The following is a 16,180-nucleotide window of genomic DNA, read 5'->3' as shown; positions in this document are numbered from 1 at the left end:
GAGCCGGGCGTCAACGGAGGGCGAGCACGTTCTCGTGACGCTGTGTCATGACCGTGCGATCAAGGAGACCGGCGCGTCGGGTCCGGAACCGTCCGCGATCCCCACCTCGACCGCGCCATCGGGACGCCGAGGCGCGACGCGACCGCACGGACACCCGCCGTGCCGCCGAACCGGCGATCCGGGGGGTTGCGGGCATGTTAACGACCAACTATGTTAGCGATCACATTGATGTGCCGCGATGACGTACCGGGTCGGGCACCGGGCGCCCACGGCTCCAACTTCCTGCGGCACGCGAGCCGACTGCTGCGCGTCGACACGCTCAGTGGCAGTTCGAGCGCCGCCGACCGGCAGGACGCCACCTTCCGGATCACCACCACGCAGCACACCCTTGGAGGTCCCCATGCCACCCCCGCCGCTCAGCCGCCGCCGCCTGCTGCAGGCCGCCGGAGCCACCGTGGCCCTCTCCGCAGCCGGTGCCGCCGTCGCTCCGCGTGGCGCGTCCGCGGCCGTCGTCCCACCGGTCCGACCCGACCTCGGAGTCTCGGCGTATCCGTTCGACCTCGGGCAGGTGCGGCTCAACTCCAGCCGCTGGATGGACAACCAGACGCGCACGCTCAACTACCTGCGGTTCGTCGACGTCGACCGGATGCTCTACAACTTCCGCGCCAACCACCGGCTGTCCACCAACGGCGCCGCCACCAACGGAGGCTGGGACGCGCCGAACTTCCCGTTCCGGACCCACATGCAGGGGCACTTCCTGACCGCGTGGTCGTACGCGTACGCGGTGCTCGGCGACACCACCTGCCGGGACAAGGCGAACTACATGGTGGCCGAGCTGGCCAAGTGCCAGGCCAACAACGGAGCCGCCGGCTTCGGCGCCGGATACCTGTCCGGTTTCCCGGAGTCCGACTTCACGGCGCTCGAAGCCCGCACGTTGTCCAACGGCAACGTGCCCTACTACTGCATCCACAAGACCCTCGCCGGGCTGCTCGACGTCTGGCGGTACACCGGCAACACGCAGGCCCGTACGGTGCTGCTGGCGCTCGCCGGCTGGGTCGACACCCGGACGAGTCGGCTGAGCTCCAGTCAGATGCAGTCCATGCTCGGCACCGAGTTCGGTGGGATGAACGACGTCCTCACCGACATCTACCAGCAGACCGGCGACTCCCGTTGGCTCACCACCGCCCAGCGGTTCGACCACGCCGCCGTCTTCAACCCGCTGGCCAACAACTCCGACCAGCTGTCCGGGCTGCACGCCAACACGCAGGTGCCGAAGTGGATCGGCGCGGCCCGGGAGTTCAAGGCCACCGGCACCACCCGCTACCGGGACATCGCCAGCAACGCGTGGAACATGACGGTCAACGCGCACACCTACGTCATCGGCGGCAACAGCCAGGCCGAGCACTTCCGGGCGCCCAACGCGATCGCCGGGTACCTCAGCAACGACACCTGCGAGCAGTGCAACACGTACAACATGCTCAAGCTGACCCGGGAGCTGTGGCTGCTCGACCCGAACCGGACCGACTACTTCGACTTCTACGAGCGGGCCCTGATCAACCACCTGATCGGTGGGCAGAACCCGGCCGACAGCCACGGCCACATCACCTACTTCACCCCATTGCGGCCGGGCGGGCGTCGCGGTGTGGGACCGGCGTGGGGCGGCGGCACCTGGAGCACCGACTACAACTCGTTCTGGTGCTGCCAGGGCACCGGCCTGGAGATCAACACCAGGTTGATGGAGTCGATCTACTTCTACAACGGGACCACACTGACCGTGAACCTGTTCACGCCGTCGGTCCTGAACTGGTCGCAGCGGGGCATCACGGTCACCCAGAGCACCACCTACCCGGTCGGCGACACCACCACCCTGACCCTGTCCGGGACGATGAGCGGCTCGTGGAGCATCCGGGTGCGGATCCCGGCCTGGACGACCGGCGCGACGATCGCCGTGAACGGCACGGCGCAGAACGTCGCCACCACACCGGGCAGCTACGCGACGGTCACCCGCACCTGGGCCGCCGGGGACACCGTCACCGTACGGCTGCCGATGCAGGTCGTCATGCGCGCCGCCAACGACAACAGCTCGGTGGCCGCCGTGACGTACGGACCGACGGTGCTGGCCGGCAACTACGGCAACACCACGTTGAGCGCCCTGCCGTCGCTCACCGTCTCCTCGATCACGCGCACCAGCACCAGCTCGCTCGCGTTCACGGCCAGCGCGAACGGGTCCACCGTGAACCTCGCACCCTTCCACGACGCCCACGGCTACAACTACACGGTCTACTGGAGCACCACCGGCGGCGGCAACACCGGCGGCAGCTACCGCCTGGTCAACGTCGGGACCGGGCTGGTCCTCGGCATCCAGAACATGTCCACCGCCGACGGTGGCCTGGCCGTGCAGTGGGGCGACAGCGGCACCGCGGACCACAACTGGGTGATGGTGACCGACGGCAACGCGGTCCGATTCCGCAATGTCAACAGCGGCAAGGTCCTCGGCGTGGAGAACATGTCCACCGCCGACAACGCTCGCGTCCTGCAGTGGGCGGACAACGGCACCGCCGACCACCGGTGGATCCTGGTGGACAACGGCGACGGCACCTACAAGATTCGCAACGTCAACAGCAACAAGCTGCTCGGCATCCTGAACGGGTCGACCGCCTGGGGCGCGCAGGCCGTCCAGGACTCCGACAACGGCAGCGCGGACAACCGGTGGAGGCTCGTCCGCAACGCCTGACATCCACCCCGCTCGACGTCTCACCGGCGCGGCCGATCCGGTCGGTCGCGCCGGTGACGCCGGGCAGGAGATCGATGACGGTCGTACAGTGGGACAGGTCCTGGCCCCAGTGAACGTGGCGGACGTGTCGGCTGCCGCCGCCTCTCCGCCCGGAAGGAGCACAGTGAACCGCCCCCTCCGCACCACGCTCGGCGGCGCGCTCGTCGTGGCCCTGCTGACCTCCGTCGCCGTCACCCCCGCGCAGGCGCACCCCGGCGGCCGACCGCCCACCGTCCTCGCCCTGCCCGACGGCTTCGCGCCAGAGGGCATCGCCACCGCCGGCCGGTACGCCTACTTCGGCTCCCGTGCGACCGGCGCCATCCAGCGCGTCGACCTGGTCACCGGCCGGAGCACCCCGATCGGCGCGGCCACCGGCACCCCGTCGCTGGGCCTGAAGATCGACACACGCGGCCGGCTGCTCGTCGCCGGCGGCACGGCCGGCGACGCCCGCGTGCTCGACACCCGCACCGGCGACGTGCTGGCCAGCTACCAGTTCGCCACCACGCCCACGTTCGTCAACGACGTGATCCTGAGCCGCGACGCCGCCTACTTCACCGACTCCAACCGCCCGGTGCTCTACCGGCTGCCGCTCGGTCGCGGCGGCGCGCTGCCCCCCGCCGACGGTTTCACCACCATCCCGCTGACCGGTGCGTACGAGCAGGTCGGCACCGGCGTGAACCTCAACGGCATCACCACCACACCGGACGGTCGGGCCCTGATCGTCGTCCAGTCGAACACCGGCACGCTGTACCGGGTCGACCCGCTGACCGGCGTGAGCACCACAGTGAACGTGCCGGGCCACACCTTCACCAACGGCGACGGTCTGCTGCTGCTCGGCCGCACCCTCTACGTCGTCCAGAACAGCCTCAACCAGATCGCGGTCGTCACGCTCAACCACTCCGGCACCGCCGGCACGCTCAGCGCCGTCATCACCGACCCGAACTTCGACGTGCCCACCACCGTCGCCGCGGCGTTGGGCCGGCTCTACCTGCCCAACGGCCGCTTCACCACACCACCGACCCCGACCACCCCGTACACCGTCGTCGCGGTCCGCACACGCTGACCAGACCTCCGGGGGTACGCGCGGCGCGCGTGCCCCCGGGGTGTCCGCGCCCGGGTCAGCCATCGTTCCGCCACGAGTACGATCACTGCCACCGTGGCGACGACCGTCGCCTGCCCCACCCGGAGTGCGCGTGGCCGATCGTCCATCCCGATTCACGCGTCGTGCCGCGGCCGTCTGCCTGCTGCTCGTCGCCGCCGGGCTGCCCGGCCGGCCGCCGGAGACAACCACCACGGACACCGCGCGACCCACCGTCCTGCGGATGCTCCAACTGAACCTCTGCAACAGCGGTCGGGCCGGCTGCTACACCGGTCGGTCGATGGCCGTCGCCGCCGAGGTGATCGACACCGAGGCACCCGACCTGGTCACCCTGAACGAGATCTGTCAGGGTGACGTCCCCGCCCTGCGGCGCGTGTTCGAGGCCGTCCACCCCGGTCGGAGCGTGGTGTCCGCGTTCCAACCCGCCGGGGACCGGCCCAGCGGGGCCGACACCCGGTGCCGCAACGGTCAGCCGTACGGCGTCGGGCTGCTGGCCCGCGTCAGGACACCGGACACCCCGGGCGGCGTGCACCGCGGGATCCACCCGACGCAGGACCTCGCCGACCCCGAGGAACGCGCCTGGCTCTGCGTGGACGTCGACCGCAGGCTGCTCGCCTGCACCACACACCTGGCCAACACCAGCTACCGGGTGGCGCTCGCCCAGTGTGGGCATCTGCTCGACACGGTCCTGCCCACCATCCGTGGGAACAGCGGATCCGTGCTCGCCGGCGACCTCAACCTCCGAGCCGGCGGTGACCCCGACGTGCGGTCCTGCACCCCGCCCGAGCACCAGCGGGTGGACGACGGCGCGCTCCAACACATCGTGGCGACGGCTGGCGTGACCATCTGTTGTCGCAGGTCGGTGCCCATGCGCGAAGCGACCGATCACCCCGGTCTGCTGGCCACCCTCGTCATCGACGACCGACCGCCGACCTGAGATCCGCCGACGTCGGCGTCAGCGGGGCGGCGTGTCCCGGCGGGACGGGAACGGGTTGCCCGGCTGACCGAGGGTGGAGCGGGCGCGCAGCCCGACCGGGTCCGGGGCGGGCGTCGGGGCCGCCGGCTCCGCGACCCGCCGTCCGGCCAGATACGCCGAGGCGGCCCGGTCGTCGTCGGTCGGGGCCGCGAGCAGCGCGTAGAGCAGCCCGACCACCCCGAAGATCACCGCCAGCATGATCGGCACCAGCAGGGTGCTCACACCGGCCCCGGTCACCTCGCGGTTCGCACCTTCGTGGCGGTGCACCGACAGGGCGCTCATCCCGGTGAAGTGCATCCCGTTCACGGCGATGCCCATCACCAATGCCGAGGCGAAGACCGCCGCGCCCTTGCGAACCGTCATCGCGAGCCACAGCGCGACGGTGGCCGCCACGACGGCGATGGCCACGGAGAGCGCGACCCGGAGGGTGTCGTACCCGAGAGTGCCGTTGAGCCGCATCGCCGCCATGCCGGTGTAGTGCATGGCCGCCACGCCCGCCCCGGTGAAGACGCCACCGGCGATCAGCCGCACGGCGTTCAACCGGCCGGTGCCGACGATGGCCAGACCGATACCGACAGCCACCACCGCGATGACCGTGCTGGCCACGGTCAGCGGCACGTCGTAGCGGATCCGGGTGTTGTCCACGGCGAACCCGAGCATCGCCATGAAGTGCATCGCCCAGATGGCGGTGCCGCCCAGCGCCCACGCCGACAGCAGACCCCACCACGCCCGCTGGCCGCTCGTCCGTGCCGTACGGATGCGCCCGGCGCAGACCAGACCGAGGACGGAACCGAGCACGGACAGCGCGTAGCTCAACGCGGGTGTGATCCACCCGTACTCAAAGTGATTGATGTCCCCCACCGCGGCCTTCTCCCCATTCGTTACCAGCGCGTCAACAAAGCGCTCGGGCAATGATCAGGGGTGCCGTGATCAGGCGCAATAGCACCCTCGGCCGTATTCGGGGGGTGGCGCGACAGTAACCGTCCGATGCGTCGGTTGGACGCCGCCGGTAACTGATCGTGACGGTCAGGCCGAGGTGTGGTACGCCAGGACGCCCCTGTTGATGGCCGCTATAGCCTGCCGCGCGGTGGAGCGCAACTCCGGCGACGCACCGCCGGAGTCGGCAAGTTGACCAAGAAGGTCGACCACCTGCCGCGCCCACCTGACGAAGTCACCGGCGGGCATCTCACCGTCGATCTCGTGGCCGCTGCCGAGCACCTTGGCCAGCACCTCGCCCCGGGCCCACCGGTAGACGGGCCAGGCGAAGCCCAGATCCGGCTCCCGGGTCGCGGCCAACCCCCGCGTCGCCTCGTCGGCCTCGATCTCCCCCCACAGCTTCAGCGTCTCGTCCACCGCGTCGGCCACCGGCCCACGGGGCAGCGACGCCCGCTCGTCGACGTCGCGGCGTGCCTCGAAGACCACCACCGACACCGCAGCGGCCAACTCGGCCGGCGACAGACCGTTCCACACGCCCCGCCGCAGACACTCGGCGACCAGCAGGTCGGCCTCGGTCCAGATCCGGCCGAGCATCCGCCCGGCGTCGGTGACCGCACCGTCGCGGGCCAGGTAACCACGGTCGGTCAACAGCGCCACGATCCGGTCGAAGGTCCGGGCGAGCGAACCCGTCCGCCCGGACACCCGCTCGCGCAACTCCTCGGTGTCGCGCTCCAGCCGGCGACGCCGCTCCGCCCAACGGGCGTGCTCCTCCCGTTCCGGGCAGGCGTGGCAGGGGTGGTGCCGCAACTCGGTGCGGAGCTGGGTCAGCCGGTGGTCCTCGCCGGTCACCTGGCGGGAACGGCCACCCCGTCGGCCGCTGTGCCGGTCCAGGCCGGTGCCGCTCACCTCGGCGGCGAGATCCCGTCGGGCGGCCGGCGAACGGTGGTTGAAGTGCTTGGGCACCCGGATTCGCGCCAGGACCTCGGCGGGGGTGGTGAAGTCGCCGGGGCTGACCCGCCCCGCCCAGCGGTCCTGGGTGAGCACCAGCGGCCGGGGCTCACCGAACCCGCCGGTCGCCGGGTCCAGCACGACGGCCAACCCGGCGCGCCGGCCCGACGGCACCCGGATCACGTCGCCGACGCGCAGCCGCTCCAACGACGCCACCGCGGCGGCCTTGCGCTGGGTCTGCCCCTGCCGGGCGATGGCCTTCTCCCGGTCGGCGATCGCCACCCGCAACGCGAAGTACTCGTCGAAGTCGCCGTGGTGGCAGGCGGCCTCCGCGCCGTACGCCTCGATCGTCTCGGTGTTGCGCTGCACCTGCCGCGCCAGGCCGACCACCGACCGGTCCGCCTGGAACTGGGCGAACGAGGACTCCAGCAGGGCCCGGGCCGGCTCCGCGCCGACGGTGCCGACCAGGTTCACCGCCATGTTGTACGAGGGTCGGAAGCTGGACCGCAGCGGGTAGGTGCGGGTCGACGCGAGCCCCGCCACGTGCCGGGGGTCGGTCTCCGGGGACCACACCACGACGGCGTGCCCCTCCACGTCGATGCCGCGACGGCCGGCGCGGCCGGTGAGCTGGGTGTACTCCCCCGGCGTCAGGTCGACGTGCGCCTCGCCGTTGTACTTCACGAGGCGTTCCAGCACCACGCAGCGAGCCGGCATGTTGATGCCCAGCGCCAAGGTCTCCGTGGCGAAGACCGCCTTGACCAGGCCCCGGACGAACAACTCCTCGACGATCTCCTTGAACACCGGCAGCATGCCGGCGTGGTGGGCGGCCAGCCCACGCTCCAGGCCGTCGAGCCACTCCCAGTAGCCCAGGACGGTCAGGTCCTCGCCCGGGATGGCGGTGACCCGGGACTCGACGACCCGGCGGATCTCGGCCCGCTCCTCCGGCGACGTCAACCGCAGCCCGGCGGCGAGGCACTGCTGCACCGCGGCGGCGCAACCGGCCCGGCTGAAGATGAACAGGATCGCCGGCAGCAGACCCTCCCGGTCCAGCCGGTCGACGATGTCCGGGCGCAACGGGCCCCGCCAGCGCGGGCCACGACGGCCGGCGCCCGGTCCCGCGCTGCGGCCCTCGCCCAGCTCCAGCCGCCGCGCGGTCTCCCGGGTGTAGCGCAGCAGCTCCGGGTGCACGTCGTGCTTGCGGGCGGCGTCGGCGTCGTGGAACAGGTCGAACATCCGCTTGCCGACCAGCATGTGCTGCCACAACGGCACCGGCCGGTGTTCGCTGACCACCACCGCCGTCTCGCCGCGTACGGTGACCAGCCAGTCGGCGAACTCCTCGGCGTTGGAGACGGTCGCCGACAGCGAGACCAGGGTGACCGAGGCGGGCAGGTGGATGATCACCTCTTCCCACACCCCACCACGGAACCGGTCGGCCAGGTAGTGCACCTCGTCCATCACCACGTACGCGAGGCCCTTGAGGGTGCTGGAGCCCGCGTAGAGCATGTTGCGCAGCACCTCGGTGGTCATCACCACCACCGGCGCGTCACCGTTGATCGCGTTGTCCCCGGTGAGCAGACCGACCTGCTCGGCGCCGTACCGGGCGACCAGGTCGTGGTACTTCTGATTGGACAGCGCCTTGATCGGCGTGGTGTAGAAGCACTTGCGCCGGGCCGCCGGGGTCGCCGCGTCCGCGTCCGCCGGATCGCCGGGCCGGCCGCGCAACGCCAGGTGGACGGCGAACTCACCGACGACGGTCTTTCCGGCGCCGGTGGGGGCGCAGACCAGCACTCCGCTGCCCCGCTCCAGCGACTGGCACGCCTCCCGCTGGAAGTCGTCGAGGTCGAACCCCAGGTCGAGGGCGAACTCGTCCAGCGCTGGAAACTGTGAGGCCTGCGCGGCCCGGCGACGGGCCTCCGCGTACCGCTCGGCGGGACTCGACATGGGACCAAGATTAGTGCGTGCCGGGACACGACACCCCACAAGGCCGTCCGGAGGTGCCGTCGGGGGCGGTCGGTAGGGTGCACGGCGTGCCGGACCATGCCGAACCGCCCCAGACTCGTCCCCCGGGCACCGCCGAGGCCGCCGCCCCCCGGGCGTCCCGACGGCCCGTGAAGGCGGTGCTCTTCGACTTCCACGGCACCCTGGCCCAGGTGGAGGAACCCCGGCGGTGGGTCCTGGAGGCCGCCAGCGCGTGCGGGGTCACCCTGGACCAGGTCCGCGCCACCTCGCTGGCCGACCGGCTGCTGACGGCCGGGCGTGCCGGCGGGCCGCTGCCGGCGCGGGTCCCACCCCGGCTGGCCGAGTTGTGGGCCGACCGGGACCTCTACCAACACGCCCACCGGGGCGCGTACACCGGGCTGGCCGAGACCGTCGACGCCGGCATCGAAGGCTTCGCCGACGCGCTCTACGAGCGGCTGCTGACCGCCGACGGCTGGCTGCCGTACGCGGACACCGCACCCACGCTGACCGCGTTGCGCGACGCCGGGGTGCCGGTCGCCGTGGTCAGCAACATCGGCTTCGACCTGCGGCCGCACTTCGACACGTGGGGGTTGACCGACCTGGTCGGCGCCTTCGTGCTCTCCTACGAGGTGGGGCGCTGCAAGCCCGACCCGGCGATCTTCTGGCGTGCCTGCGGAATGCTCGGCGTCGACCCGGAGCAGACGCTGATGGTCGGCGACACGCCCGCGGACGCGGGAGCGGTGGCCGCCGGCTGTTCGGTGCTGGTGCTACCGGCCGCCGAGCCGGGTCGCGAGAACGGGCTGGGCGCGGTGCTCGACCTCGCCCTGCCCGCCTGACCCACGGTTTCCGTGCCGTCAGCCGGGAATGTGGATCACCGGTAGCTCGCCGTCGCCGTACCGGTCTTCCCCGGTGAGGATCGAGGCGTCGTGTTCGAGGACGGCCAGCGCCGTGGTGGCCAGATCGGCGCGGCCCGTCACCGTGCGCCAGAAGCTGAGTTCGTGCCAGGAGTGCCCCTCTGTCGAGAGCACCGCACAGGCGTCCAGGTCCAGCAGCCGGTGCAGGGTCGCTCGTTCCTTCGGGTCGCTGACGATCGCCAGGGCCTCCGCGGCGGTCACGGCGGTGACGCCGAACCTGTTGCGGTCCTGGATGACCTCGTGCAGCGGCTCCCCGACGTGCACCGACCCCGCCAGGTACGCCAGCAGCGCCGACCGGTCCAGCACGAGCCGCACCGGGCGGTCGTCCTCGGGGCTCACGCGGCCGGTTGTTCGAGCGTCCCGGCGGCGGCGTCCAGCGCGTGTTGGCGGACCCGCTCGCGAAGGGCGCTGCGGCGCTCCGGCGACCAGTCGGCCTCCACGGCGGCCCGGCGGGCGCGCGCCTCGGCCACGCCCTGCTCGGTGATCGGGATGCCCTGGTGGGCCAGCTCCGCGTCCAGGGCGTCCAGCCGCATCCGGTCACGGACGGCCTGGGTGATGTAGGCGCTGGCGTTGGACTCCCGCTCCAGGCGCTCGGCCACGTCAGGTGGCACGGAGATCGACAACTTCCGCATCGCGCTAGTCATACCAGGGACCGTACGCCGGTAGCACCACGTTGGCGACCAGGTACGGCCGTGGCGGCGACGAACGTCCCTCTCCACGAGCCGAACGACAGAGGTCGCGTTCGAGCAGGTGGACACCGCCGCGAGGTAGCCGGAGCCGAACGCCTACCGTCGTGCCCGTGACCGAGATCCTGCTGCCCGCGCCACCGCCGACCGACACGCCACCAGCCCGACGCGGTGGCGTCGTCGCCGTGGGGCTGGTGCTCGGCGGGGCGCTGTCGGTGCAGTTCGGCTCCGCCGTGGCGGCATTGCTCTTCCCGCGTACCGGCGTGGCCGGCGCGGTCACCTTGCGGCTGACGATCTCGGCGGTGCTGCTGCTCGTGGTGTGCCGACCCCGACTGCGCGGACACGACCGGTCGGCCTGGCTGGCGGTGGGCGCGTTCGGGCTGGCGCTGGCCGGTATGAACTCGCTCTTCTACCAGGCCATCGAACGCATCCCGCTGGGCCCGGCGGTGACGCTGGAGGTCCTCGGCCCCCTCGCACTGTCGGTGTTCAGCGCCCGACGACTCGCCAGTTGGGCGTGGGCGGGCCTGGCCCTGGCCGGGGTGGCGCTGCTCGGGCAGGGTGGCTTCGACCGGCTCAACCCGGCCGGGGTGGCCTTCGCGTTCGGCGCCGGCGCCATGTGGGCCGCGTACATCGTGCTCAGCGCCCGGGTCGGCGGCCGCTTCCCGGGCGCGGACGGGCTGGCCCTGTCGCTGACCCTCGCCGCGCTGATCACGCTGCCACTGGGCATCGTCGACGGCGGCGCGGCGCTGCTCGACCCGCCGGTGCTGGCGCTCGGTGCCGCCCTCGCGGTGCTCGCCTCCGGGCTGCCCTACACCCTGGAACTGCTGGCGCTACGGCGGATGCCCACCGCCACCTTCGCGGTGCTGATGAGCCTCGGCCCGGCCGTCGCCACCCTCGCCGGCTGGCTGGTGCTGCGGCAGGAGCTGACAGTGCTGGAGTGCGTCGCCATCGCGCTGGTCATCGCCGCCAGCATCGGAGCGGTACGGGTCAACGCAGCAGCCGCACGGCGCCCGGGACGGCGCTGATCGTCACCGGCAGACCCAGGGACCGTTCCCCGTCGGCGTACGTGGTGATGCCCTCGGCGGCCAACTCCACGGTGCGGGCGCGGTAGCTGTGCACGAGCGGGTGGCTGACGTGGGTGCCCTGGTAGATGCGCGGCTTGACCCGGATCAGGGTCCGTCGGTCGACAGGACCCGCCACCACCACGTCGAGCAACCCGTCGGTCGGGTCCGCGTCGGGGCAGATCCGCATCCCGCCGCCGTACGTGGGGCAGTTCCCCACCGCCACCAGCACCGCGTCCATCTCGTGCGGCACCCCGTCGAGGCGCATCGTGTAGCGGCGCGGGCGCAGCCGGGCCAGCTCGACGACGATCGCCAGGTCGTACCGGCGCGGGCCGCGTGGCCAGCGCATCCGGTTGGCGCGCTCGTTGACGATCGCGTCGAAGCCGGCGGCGAGAACCGCCCCGTACCAGCGCTCGGTGCCGTCCACCCCGGTCATCCGGGCCAGGTCGACGGTGTGGCGGCGGCCGTCGCGCAGCGCTGACGCGATCACGTCCGCCGCCGCGACCGGATCGGCCGGGAAACCGGTGTCCAGCGCGAAGTCGTTGCCGGTGCCGGCGGGGATCGGCCCGAAGGGCACGTCGGTGCCGGCGACCGCCTGCAGGGCCTGGTGCACGGTGCCGTCCCCACCGATCGCCACCAGCGCTCCCGCGCCGTCCGCGACCGCCGCTCGGCACGCCGCCTCCGCCTCGCCCGGCCCGGACGCCGGCACCAACCGGACCGGCCGACCGGCAGCGGCCAGGCCGTCCAGCAGCCGGGGCAGCAGGGCCCGGTAGCGGCCCCGGCCGGCGGTCGGGTTCGTGAGTACGGCCACCGGGCCACCGGGGAGCGGGGCGCGGTCGACCGGGCCCGGCAGGTGATCGTCTGCGGTCACGGGCAGCACCGTACCGGTCGGACACCCGCCGTTCACCAGGGGCGGGCGCCGTCACCACCAGTCCTCCCGCGCACGCTCGGCGTGACGCGGCGACGCCGCCCCCGAAAGACGGGGACGGCGTCGGCTGACCGGTCGGCGCGCGGCCGTCAGGTCATGTCGTCGTAGCGACGCTCGATCGGTGCCGGCTTGACGATCGGCTCGGGAACGCCGATCGGCTCCGCCGCGTCGACCCGCTGCCCGGCCACGACCGGGTCCGCGTCGAACTCCAACGGCGACACCTCGTCGTCGTCGATGCCGGCGTAGATCTCCTTGCCCCGACCCTTCCGCCTGTCGTTGATGAACGCGACCCCGACCGCACCGAAGTAGAGCGCGGACAGGCAGATCGCCAACGCGGTCATCCCGAACGGGTCCGGGGTGGGGGTGACCACGGCGGAGAAGGCGAAGAACACGAAGATGGCCACCCGCCACCAGCTGAGCAGTCGCTTCGCGCTGGCGATGCCGACGAAGTTGAGCATCAGCACGATCAGCGGGAACTCGAACGCCACACCGAACAACAGGATCAGGTTGGTGACGAAGGAGATGTACCTGGTGACTTCCAGCGTGGTGGAGATGTCATCGCCGGACACGTTCATCAGGAACTCGAGGCCCTTGGCGGTGACGAAGAACGCCAGCACCGCACCGGCGGCGAAGAGCGGCGCCGCCAGGGCCGTGAAGGCGTACGCGTACCGCCGCTCGTGCCGGTGCAGACCAGGCGCGATGAACGCCCAGAGCTGGTAGAGCCAGACCGGCGCCGCGATGATCAGGCCCACCCACAGGCCGATCTTCAGGTTCAGCAGGAACAGGTCCGCAGGACCGAGCTGAACGAACAGGCACTTGCCGGTTTCCGGGTCGACCGACCCCGGCAGGTCGCAGTACGGCTTCGACAGCAGCAACCGGACCCGCTCGGCCAGCCAGATGCCGAAGCCGAAGCCGATCATGATCGCCAGCGACGCACGGAACAGACGGTTGCGCAGCTCGCGGACATGCTCGATGAGCGTCATCGAGCCGTCGGCGGCCCGCTCGAACGTGCTCGGGCCGCGCTTGCGCAGGGCGAAGGCCACGACAGTGGTGCCCTTCGGTCAGTTGTCGCGGACGCGGTGCACCGGGTCGGCGACCGGCTGCTGCGGCGGCGCCTGCTGGTACGGCGGCTGCTGCGGCTGCCCGGCGTACGGCGCCTGCTGCCCGGCGTGCGGCGGCAGCGGCTGGTAGCCGGCCTGCGCGTCGGCCTTCTCGGCGAGGTCGCGGTCGTCGTCCTGCAGGCTCTTGGTCTCGGCCTTGATGATCCGCAGCGACCGACCCAGCGAACGGGCCGCGTCGGGGAGCCGCTTCGCACCGAAGAGCAGGATCAGCACAACCACGAGAACAGCGATGTGCCACGGCTTGAGGGCACCCATGAGAAGCTCCAGTCGGTCTGTGTCCGAGGGGGTGGTACGCAGCCCATCGTACGTGCGGATCGGCTGCCCGCCACCCGCCGGGTGGTGGTGGTTTGGCCGGGAGGGTGAAGTCTTGACCAACCCGGGATGATCCGTCAACAGCCGCCGGACGAGGGGTCGGTCAGCCGCGCTTGGCCTTGATCACCGCGAGCCGTCGGGACGCGGTGTCGAGCTGACGCTGGACTCCCTCGGCCCGCTGCTGCAGCGTCTCGGCGGTGTCGCGCAGCGCCTCGGCCTCGGCGGCCCGCCGCTGCAACGCCACAGCCGCACGACGCAGCTGGGGCAACCGGCCCAGCACCGGGCGCACGGCCAGCGCGAGCGCCACGAGAGGGAGCAGCACCAGCGCGAGCACGATCCAGATCAGCACGGCGGTCAGCCTACTGGGTGTGCCCGGCCACCGCCCGGTCACCCGACGGCGCGTCGTCCCGGTCGACCTCTGGTCGCCGGGGCGCCGTGGCGGGCGCGGGAACGGCGTACGCGTCCAGGGCCGCGGCGGCCGTCGCCCGGACCTGTTCGGCCAGCTCGACCGGGGCGACCACGGTGACCTCCGGGCCGAGACCCAGCACGAACCGGCGAGCCCACAGCAGGTCGGTGACCCGCAGGGAGACCAGCCACTGGTCGCCGTCGCCGGCCTCCACCCGCTCGCACGGATAATATTCGGTGATCCACCGCTCGCCGCGACCGATGCGCAGCGTGATCAGCGGCAGGTCGGGCGACGGGCGGAACACCCCTTCGGTGAGATCGTGCGGCACGGCCTGCGGCGGCACCGTGGCCGGCTCGTCCAGCTCGGTGATGGCGTCGATCCGGTCGGCGCGGAACAGCCGGACCGCCTCCGCGCGCCGACACCACGCCTCCACGTACGCCCGACCACCGACCATCAGCACCCGCAGCGGGTCGATGACGCGGTCGGTGGTCTCGTCCCGGGCGGCGGTGTAGTAGGTGATCCGCAGCGCCTTCCCGCCCTCCACGGCGGCACGAAGCGCCTCGACCCGCCGGGTGTCCCCGGGCAGCCGGACCGCCACCGGCGCGCCCACCAGGTCCCCCGCGTCCTCGATCTTCGCCAGGGCCCGTTCGACGGCCTCCCGATTGGCGACGCCGGGCGTCTCGGCGAGCATCCGCAACGCCACCACCAACGCGAGGGCCTCGTCCGGGGTGAGCCGCAGCGGCCGGTCGATGCCGGCGTCGTAGGTGATCGTCACCCGGTCACCGTCGAACGCCATGTCGATGAGGTCACCGGGGCCGTAGCCGGGCAACCCACACACCCAGAGCAGCTCCAGGTCCTCCCGGAGCTGCCGCTCGGTCACACCGAGGTCGCCCGCCGCCTCGGCGATCTCGATGCCCGGCCGGGCCAGCAGGTAGGGCACCAGGTTGAGCAGTCGGGCCAACCGGTCCGCCGAGGCGCGGGAGCCGCCCCGGGCGGTCGGGCGGGTCATCGGGCACCTCCGCTCACGGCCAGCTCGTCGTGTCGGACGGCGATCTCCTTGAGTCGTTGGATGACGGCCTCGCGGACCTCCGGCGGGTCGAGCACCCGCACGTCCGGGCCGTAACCGACGAGGTGGCCGGCCAGCCCGTCCGGATCCGCGTACGGCAAGACCAACCGGTCGCCGTCCGGGCCGGTGGTCACCTCCACCGCCCAGCGGCGCAGCCCGGCGGCCCGACCGGACGCGGCCAGGACGGTGGCCCGGCCGGTGCGCTCCACCGGACCCGACCAACGGGCCACGTGGCTGATCAGGTCGACGTTGGCCGGCGGCTCGTACGCGCCGGGCGCGCCGGTCACCCGGACCGCGCCGACGACCCGGGACAGCCGGAAGCAGCGGGTCGCCTCCCGGTCCTGGTCGTGGCCGACCACGTACCACCGGCCGCGCCAGCAGACCACGCCCCACGGTTGCAACCGCCGACGGGTCGGCGCGTCCCGGTCGGGCACCCGGTAGTCGAACCCGACCTCGCGGCGATCCCGTGCGGCGGCGGTCAACGGCGCGAACGCCGGGTCGACGGTCACCATCGGCTCCAGGCCGAGGGTGGCCTGCGGGTCCACGTCCACCCCGGCGGCGCGCAGCTTGGCCAGCCCGGACGACGCCGCGGCGGCCAACCCGGCGTGCTGCCACAGCCGTGCGGCGATGCCCACGGCGGCAGCCTCGTCGGGCTCCAGGAGGATGTCGGGCAGCGCGTACTCGCGGTGGGCGATCCGGTAACCGGGCTCGGCGTCGAAGGCGCTCGCCGTGCCGGTCTCCAGCGGCACACCCAGTTCGCGCAGCTCGGCCTTGTCCCGTTCGAACTTGCGCTGGAACGCTTCGTGGTCGCGCGCGTCGTCCGGATCATGCTCGTAACCGGGCACGGTCGCGGCGATCTGCGCGGCGGTCAGGAACCGTCGCGTGGACAGGAGGCAGATCACCAGGTTGACCAGGCGTTCGGTGCGGGTCCGCGACACGCGGTAGACGCTAGCAGCCGACGCGCCAACGACGTGCACCCGCGCGGGCGTGCCGCA

General features: G+C 72.2%; 15 protein-coding genes. 5 read left to right on the top strand and 10 right to left on the bottom strand.

Annotated elements, in window-relative coordinates:
* Window positions 1-400: 400 nt before the first annotated feature.
* From O3438_RS04990 to O3438_RS04980, 3 genes are all read left to right on the top strand, one after another.
* Entirely contained in the window at window positions 401-2,734 is a 2,334-nt protein-coding gene (locus tag O3438_RS04990) for a beta-L-arabinofuranosidase domain-containing protein (protein WP_269678802.1), read from the top strand.
* A 163-nt stretch (window positions 2,735-2,897) separates the two neighbouring features.
* A complete protein-coding gene (locus O3438_RS04985) occupies window positions 2,898-3,836 on the top strand; it encodes an SMP-30/gluconolactonase/LRE family protein (protein ID WP_269678801.1) in 939 nt (312 codons plus the stop codon).
* A gap of 130 nt (window positions 3,837-3,966) precedes the next feature.
* The gene (locus O3438_RS04980; RefSeq protein WP_269678800.1) at window positions 3,967-4,809 is read left to right on the top strand and encodes an endonuclease/exonuclease/phosphatase family protein; all 843 of its coding nucleotides are present in this window, start codon (window positions 3,967-3,969) and stop codon (window positions 4,807-4,809) included.
* Between the two features lie 18 nt (window positions 4,810-4,827).
* Here O3438_RS04980 and O3438_RS04975 read toward each other — a convergent pair whose 3' ends face one another.
* Both O3438_RS04975 and O3438_RS04970 read right to left on the bottom strand, forming a co-directional pair.
* Window positions 4,828-5,709: an MHYT domain-containing protein gene (locus O3438_RS04975; RefSeq protein WP_269678799.1), complete on the bottom strand. Its 882-nt coding sequence runs from the start codon at window positions 5,707-5,709 to the stop codon at window positions 4,828-4,830.
* A 165-nt stretch (window positions 5,710-5,874) separates the two neighbouring features.
* On the bottom strand, window positions 5,875-8,673 hold the full coding sequence (locus O3438_RS04970; RefSeq protein WP_269678798.1) for a DEAD/DEAH box helicase: 2,799 nt from the start codon (window positions 8,671-8,673) through the stop codon (window positions 5,875-5,877).
* Between the two features lie 86 nt (window positions 8,674-8,759).
* Here O3438_RS04970 and O3438_RS04965 point away from each other — a divergent pair, with 86 nt between their 5' ends.
* Entirely contained in the window at window positions 8,760-9,527 is a 768-nt protein-coding gene (locus O3438_RS04965; RefSeq protein ID WP_269678797.1) for an HAD family hydrolase, read from the top strand.
* A gap of 18 nt (window positions 9,528-9,545) precedes the next feature.
* On the opposite strand, the gene O3438_RS04960 is transcribed toward O3438_RS04965, so the two are convergent.
* Complete coding sequence (locus O3438_RS04960; protein WP_269678796.1) at window positions 9,546-9,944, bottom strand: hypothetical protein; 399 nt, start codon at window positions 9,942-9,944, stop codon at window positions 9,546-9,548.
* A complete protein-coding gene (locus O3438_RS04955) occupies window positions 9,941-10,249 on the bottom strand; it encodes a hypothetical protein (protein WP_145781983.1) in 309 nt (102 codons plus the stop codon). The genes O3438_RS04960 and O3438_RS04955 overlap by 4 nt, the downstream gene beginning before the upstream one ends.
* 149 nt (window positions 10,250-10,398) lie before the next feature.
* Here O3438_RS04955 and O3438_RS04950 point away from each other — a divergent pair, with 149 nt between their 5' ends.
* Window positions 10,399-11,316 (top strand): EamA family transporter, encoded by a 918-nt coding sequence (locus O3438_RS04950; protein ID WP_269678795.1) that lies wholly within the window; start codon window positions 10,399-10,401, stop codon window positions 11,314-11,316.
* On the opposite strand, the gene O3438_RS04945 is transcribed toward O3438_RS04950, so the two are convergent.
* The 6 genes from O3438_RS04945 to O3438_RS04920 all read right to left on the bottom strand — a co-directional run bounded on the left by O3438_RS04945 (window position 11,279) and on the right by O3438_RS04920 (window position 16,123).
* A complete protein-coding gene (locus O3438_RS04945) occupies window positions 11,279-12,223 on the bottom strand; it encodes a diacylglycerol kinase (protein WP_269678794.1) in 945 nt (314 codons plus the stop codon). The genes O3438_RS04950 and O3438_RS04945 overlap by 38 nt on opposite strands.
* 146 nt (window positions 12,224-12,369) lie before the next feature.
* On the bottom strand, window positions 12,370-13,323 hold the full coding sequence (tatC, locus tag O3438_RS04940) for a twin-arginine translocase subunit TatC (RefSeq protein WP_269678793.1): 954 nt from the start codon (window positions 13,321-13,323) through the stop codon (window positions 12,370-12,372).
* 18 nt (window positions 13,324-13,341) lie between these two features.
* Window positions 13,342-13,656: a Sec-independent protein translocase subunit TatA gene (gene tatA / locus O3438_RS04935; protein ID WP_145781988.1), complete on the bottom strand. Its 315-nt coding sequence runs from the start codon at window positions 13,654-13,656 to the stop codon at window positions 13,342-13,344.
* Between the two features lie 160 nt (window positions 13,657-13,816).
* Entirely contained in the window at window positions 13,817-14,062 is a 246-nt protein-coding gene (locus O3438_RS04930; protein WP_269678792.1) for a hypothetical protein, read from the bottom strand.
* A gap of 10 nt (window positions 14,063-14,072) precedes the next feature.
* Window positions 14,073-15,128 (bottom strand): helix-turn-helix transcriptional regulator, encoded by a 1,056-nt coding sequence (locus O3438_RS04925; protein WP_269678791.1) that lies wholly within the window; start codon window positions 15,126-15,128, stop codon window positions 14,073-14,075.
* Entirely contained in the window at window positions 15,125-16,123 is a 999-nt protein-coding gene (locus O3438_RS04920; protein WP_269678790.1) for a helix-turn-helix transcriptional regulator, read from the bottom strand. Before O3438_RS04920 ends, O3438_RS04925 begins: the two co-directional genes overlap by 4 nt.
* Window positions 16,124-16,180 lie beyond the last annotated feature (57 nt).

The sequence above is a fragment of the Micromonospora sp. WMMC250 genome (genome assembly GCF_027460215.1).
GTDB classification, from domain to species: Bacteria; Actinomycetota; Actinomycetes; order Mycobacteriales; family Micromonosporaceae; genus Micromonospora; species Micromonospora taraxaci.
This window is presented reverse-complemented; position numbering and strand designations above follow the sequence as displayed.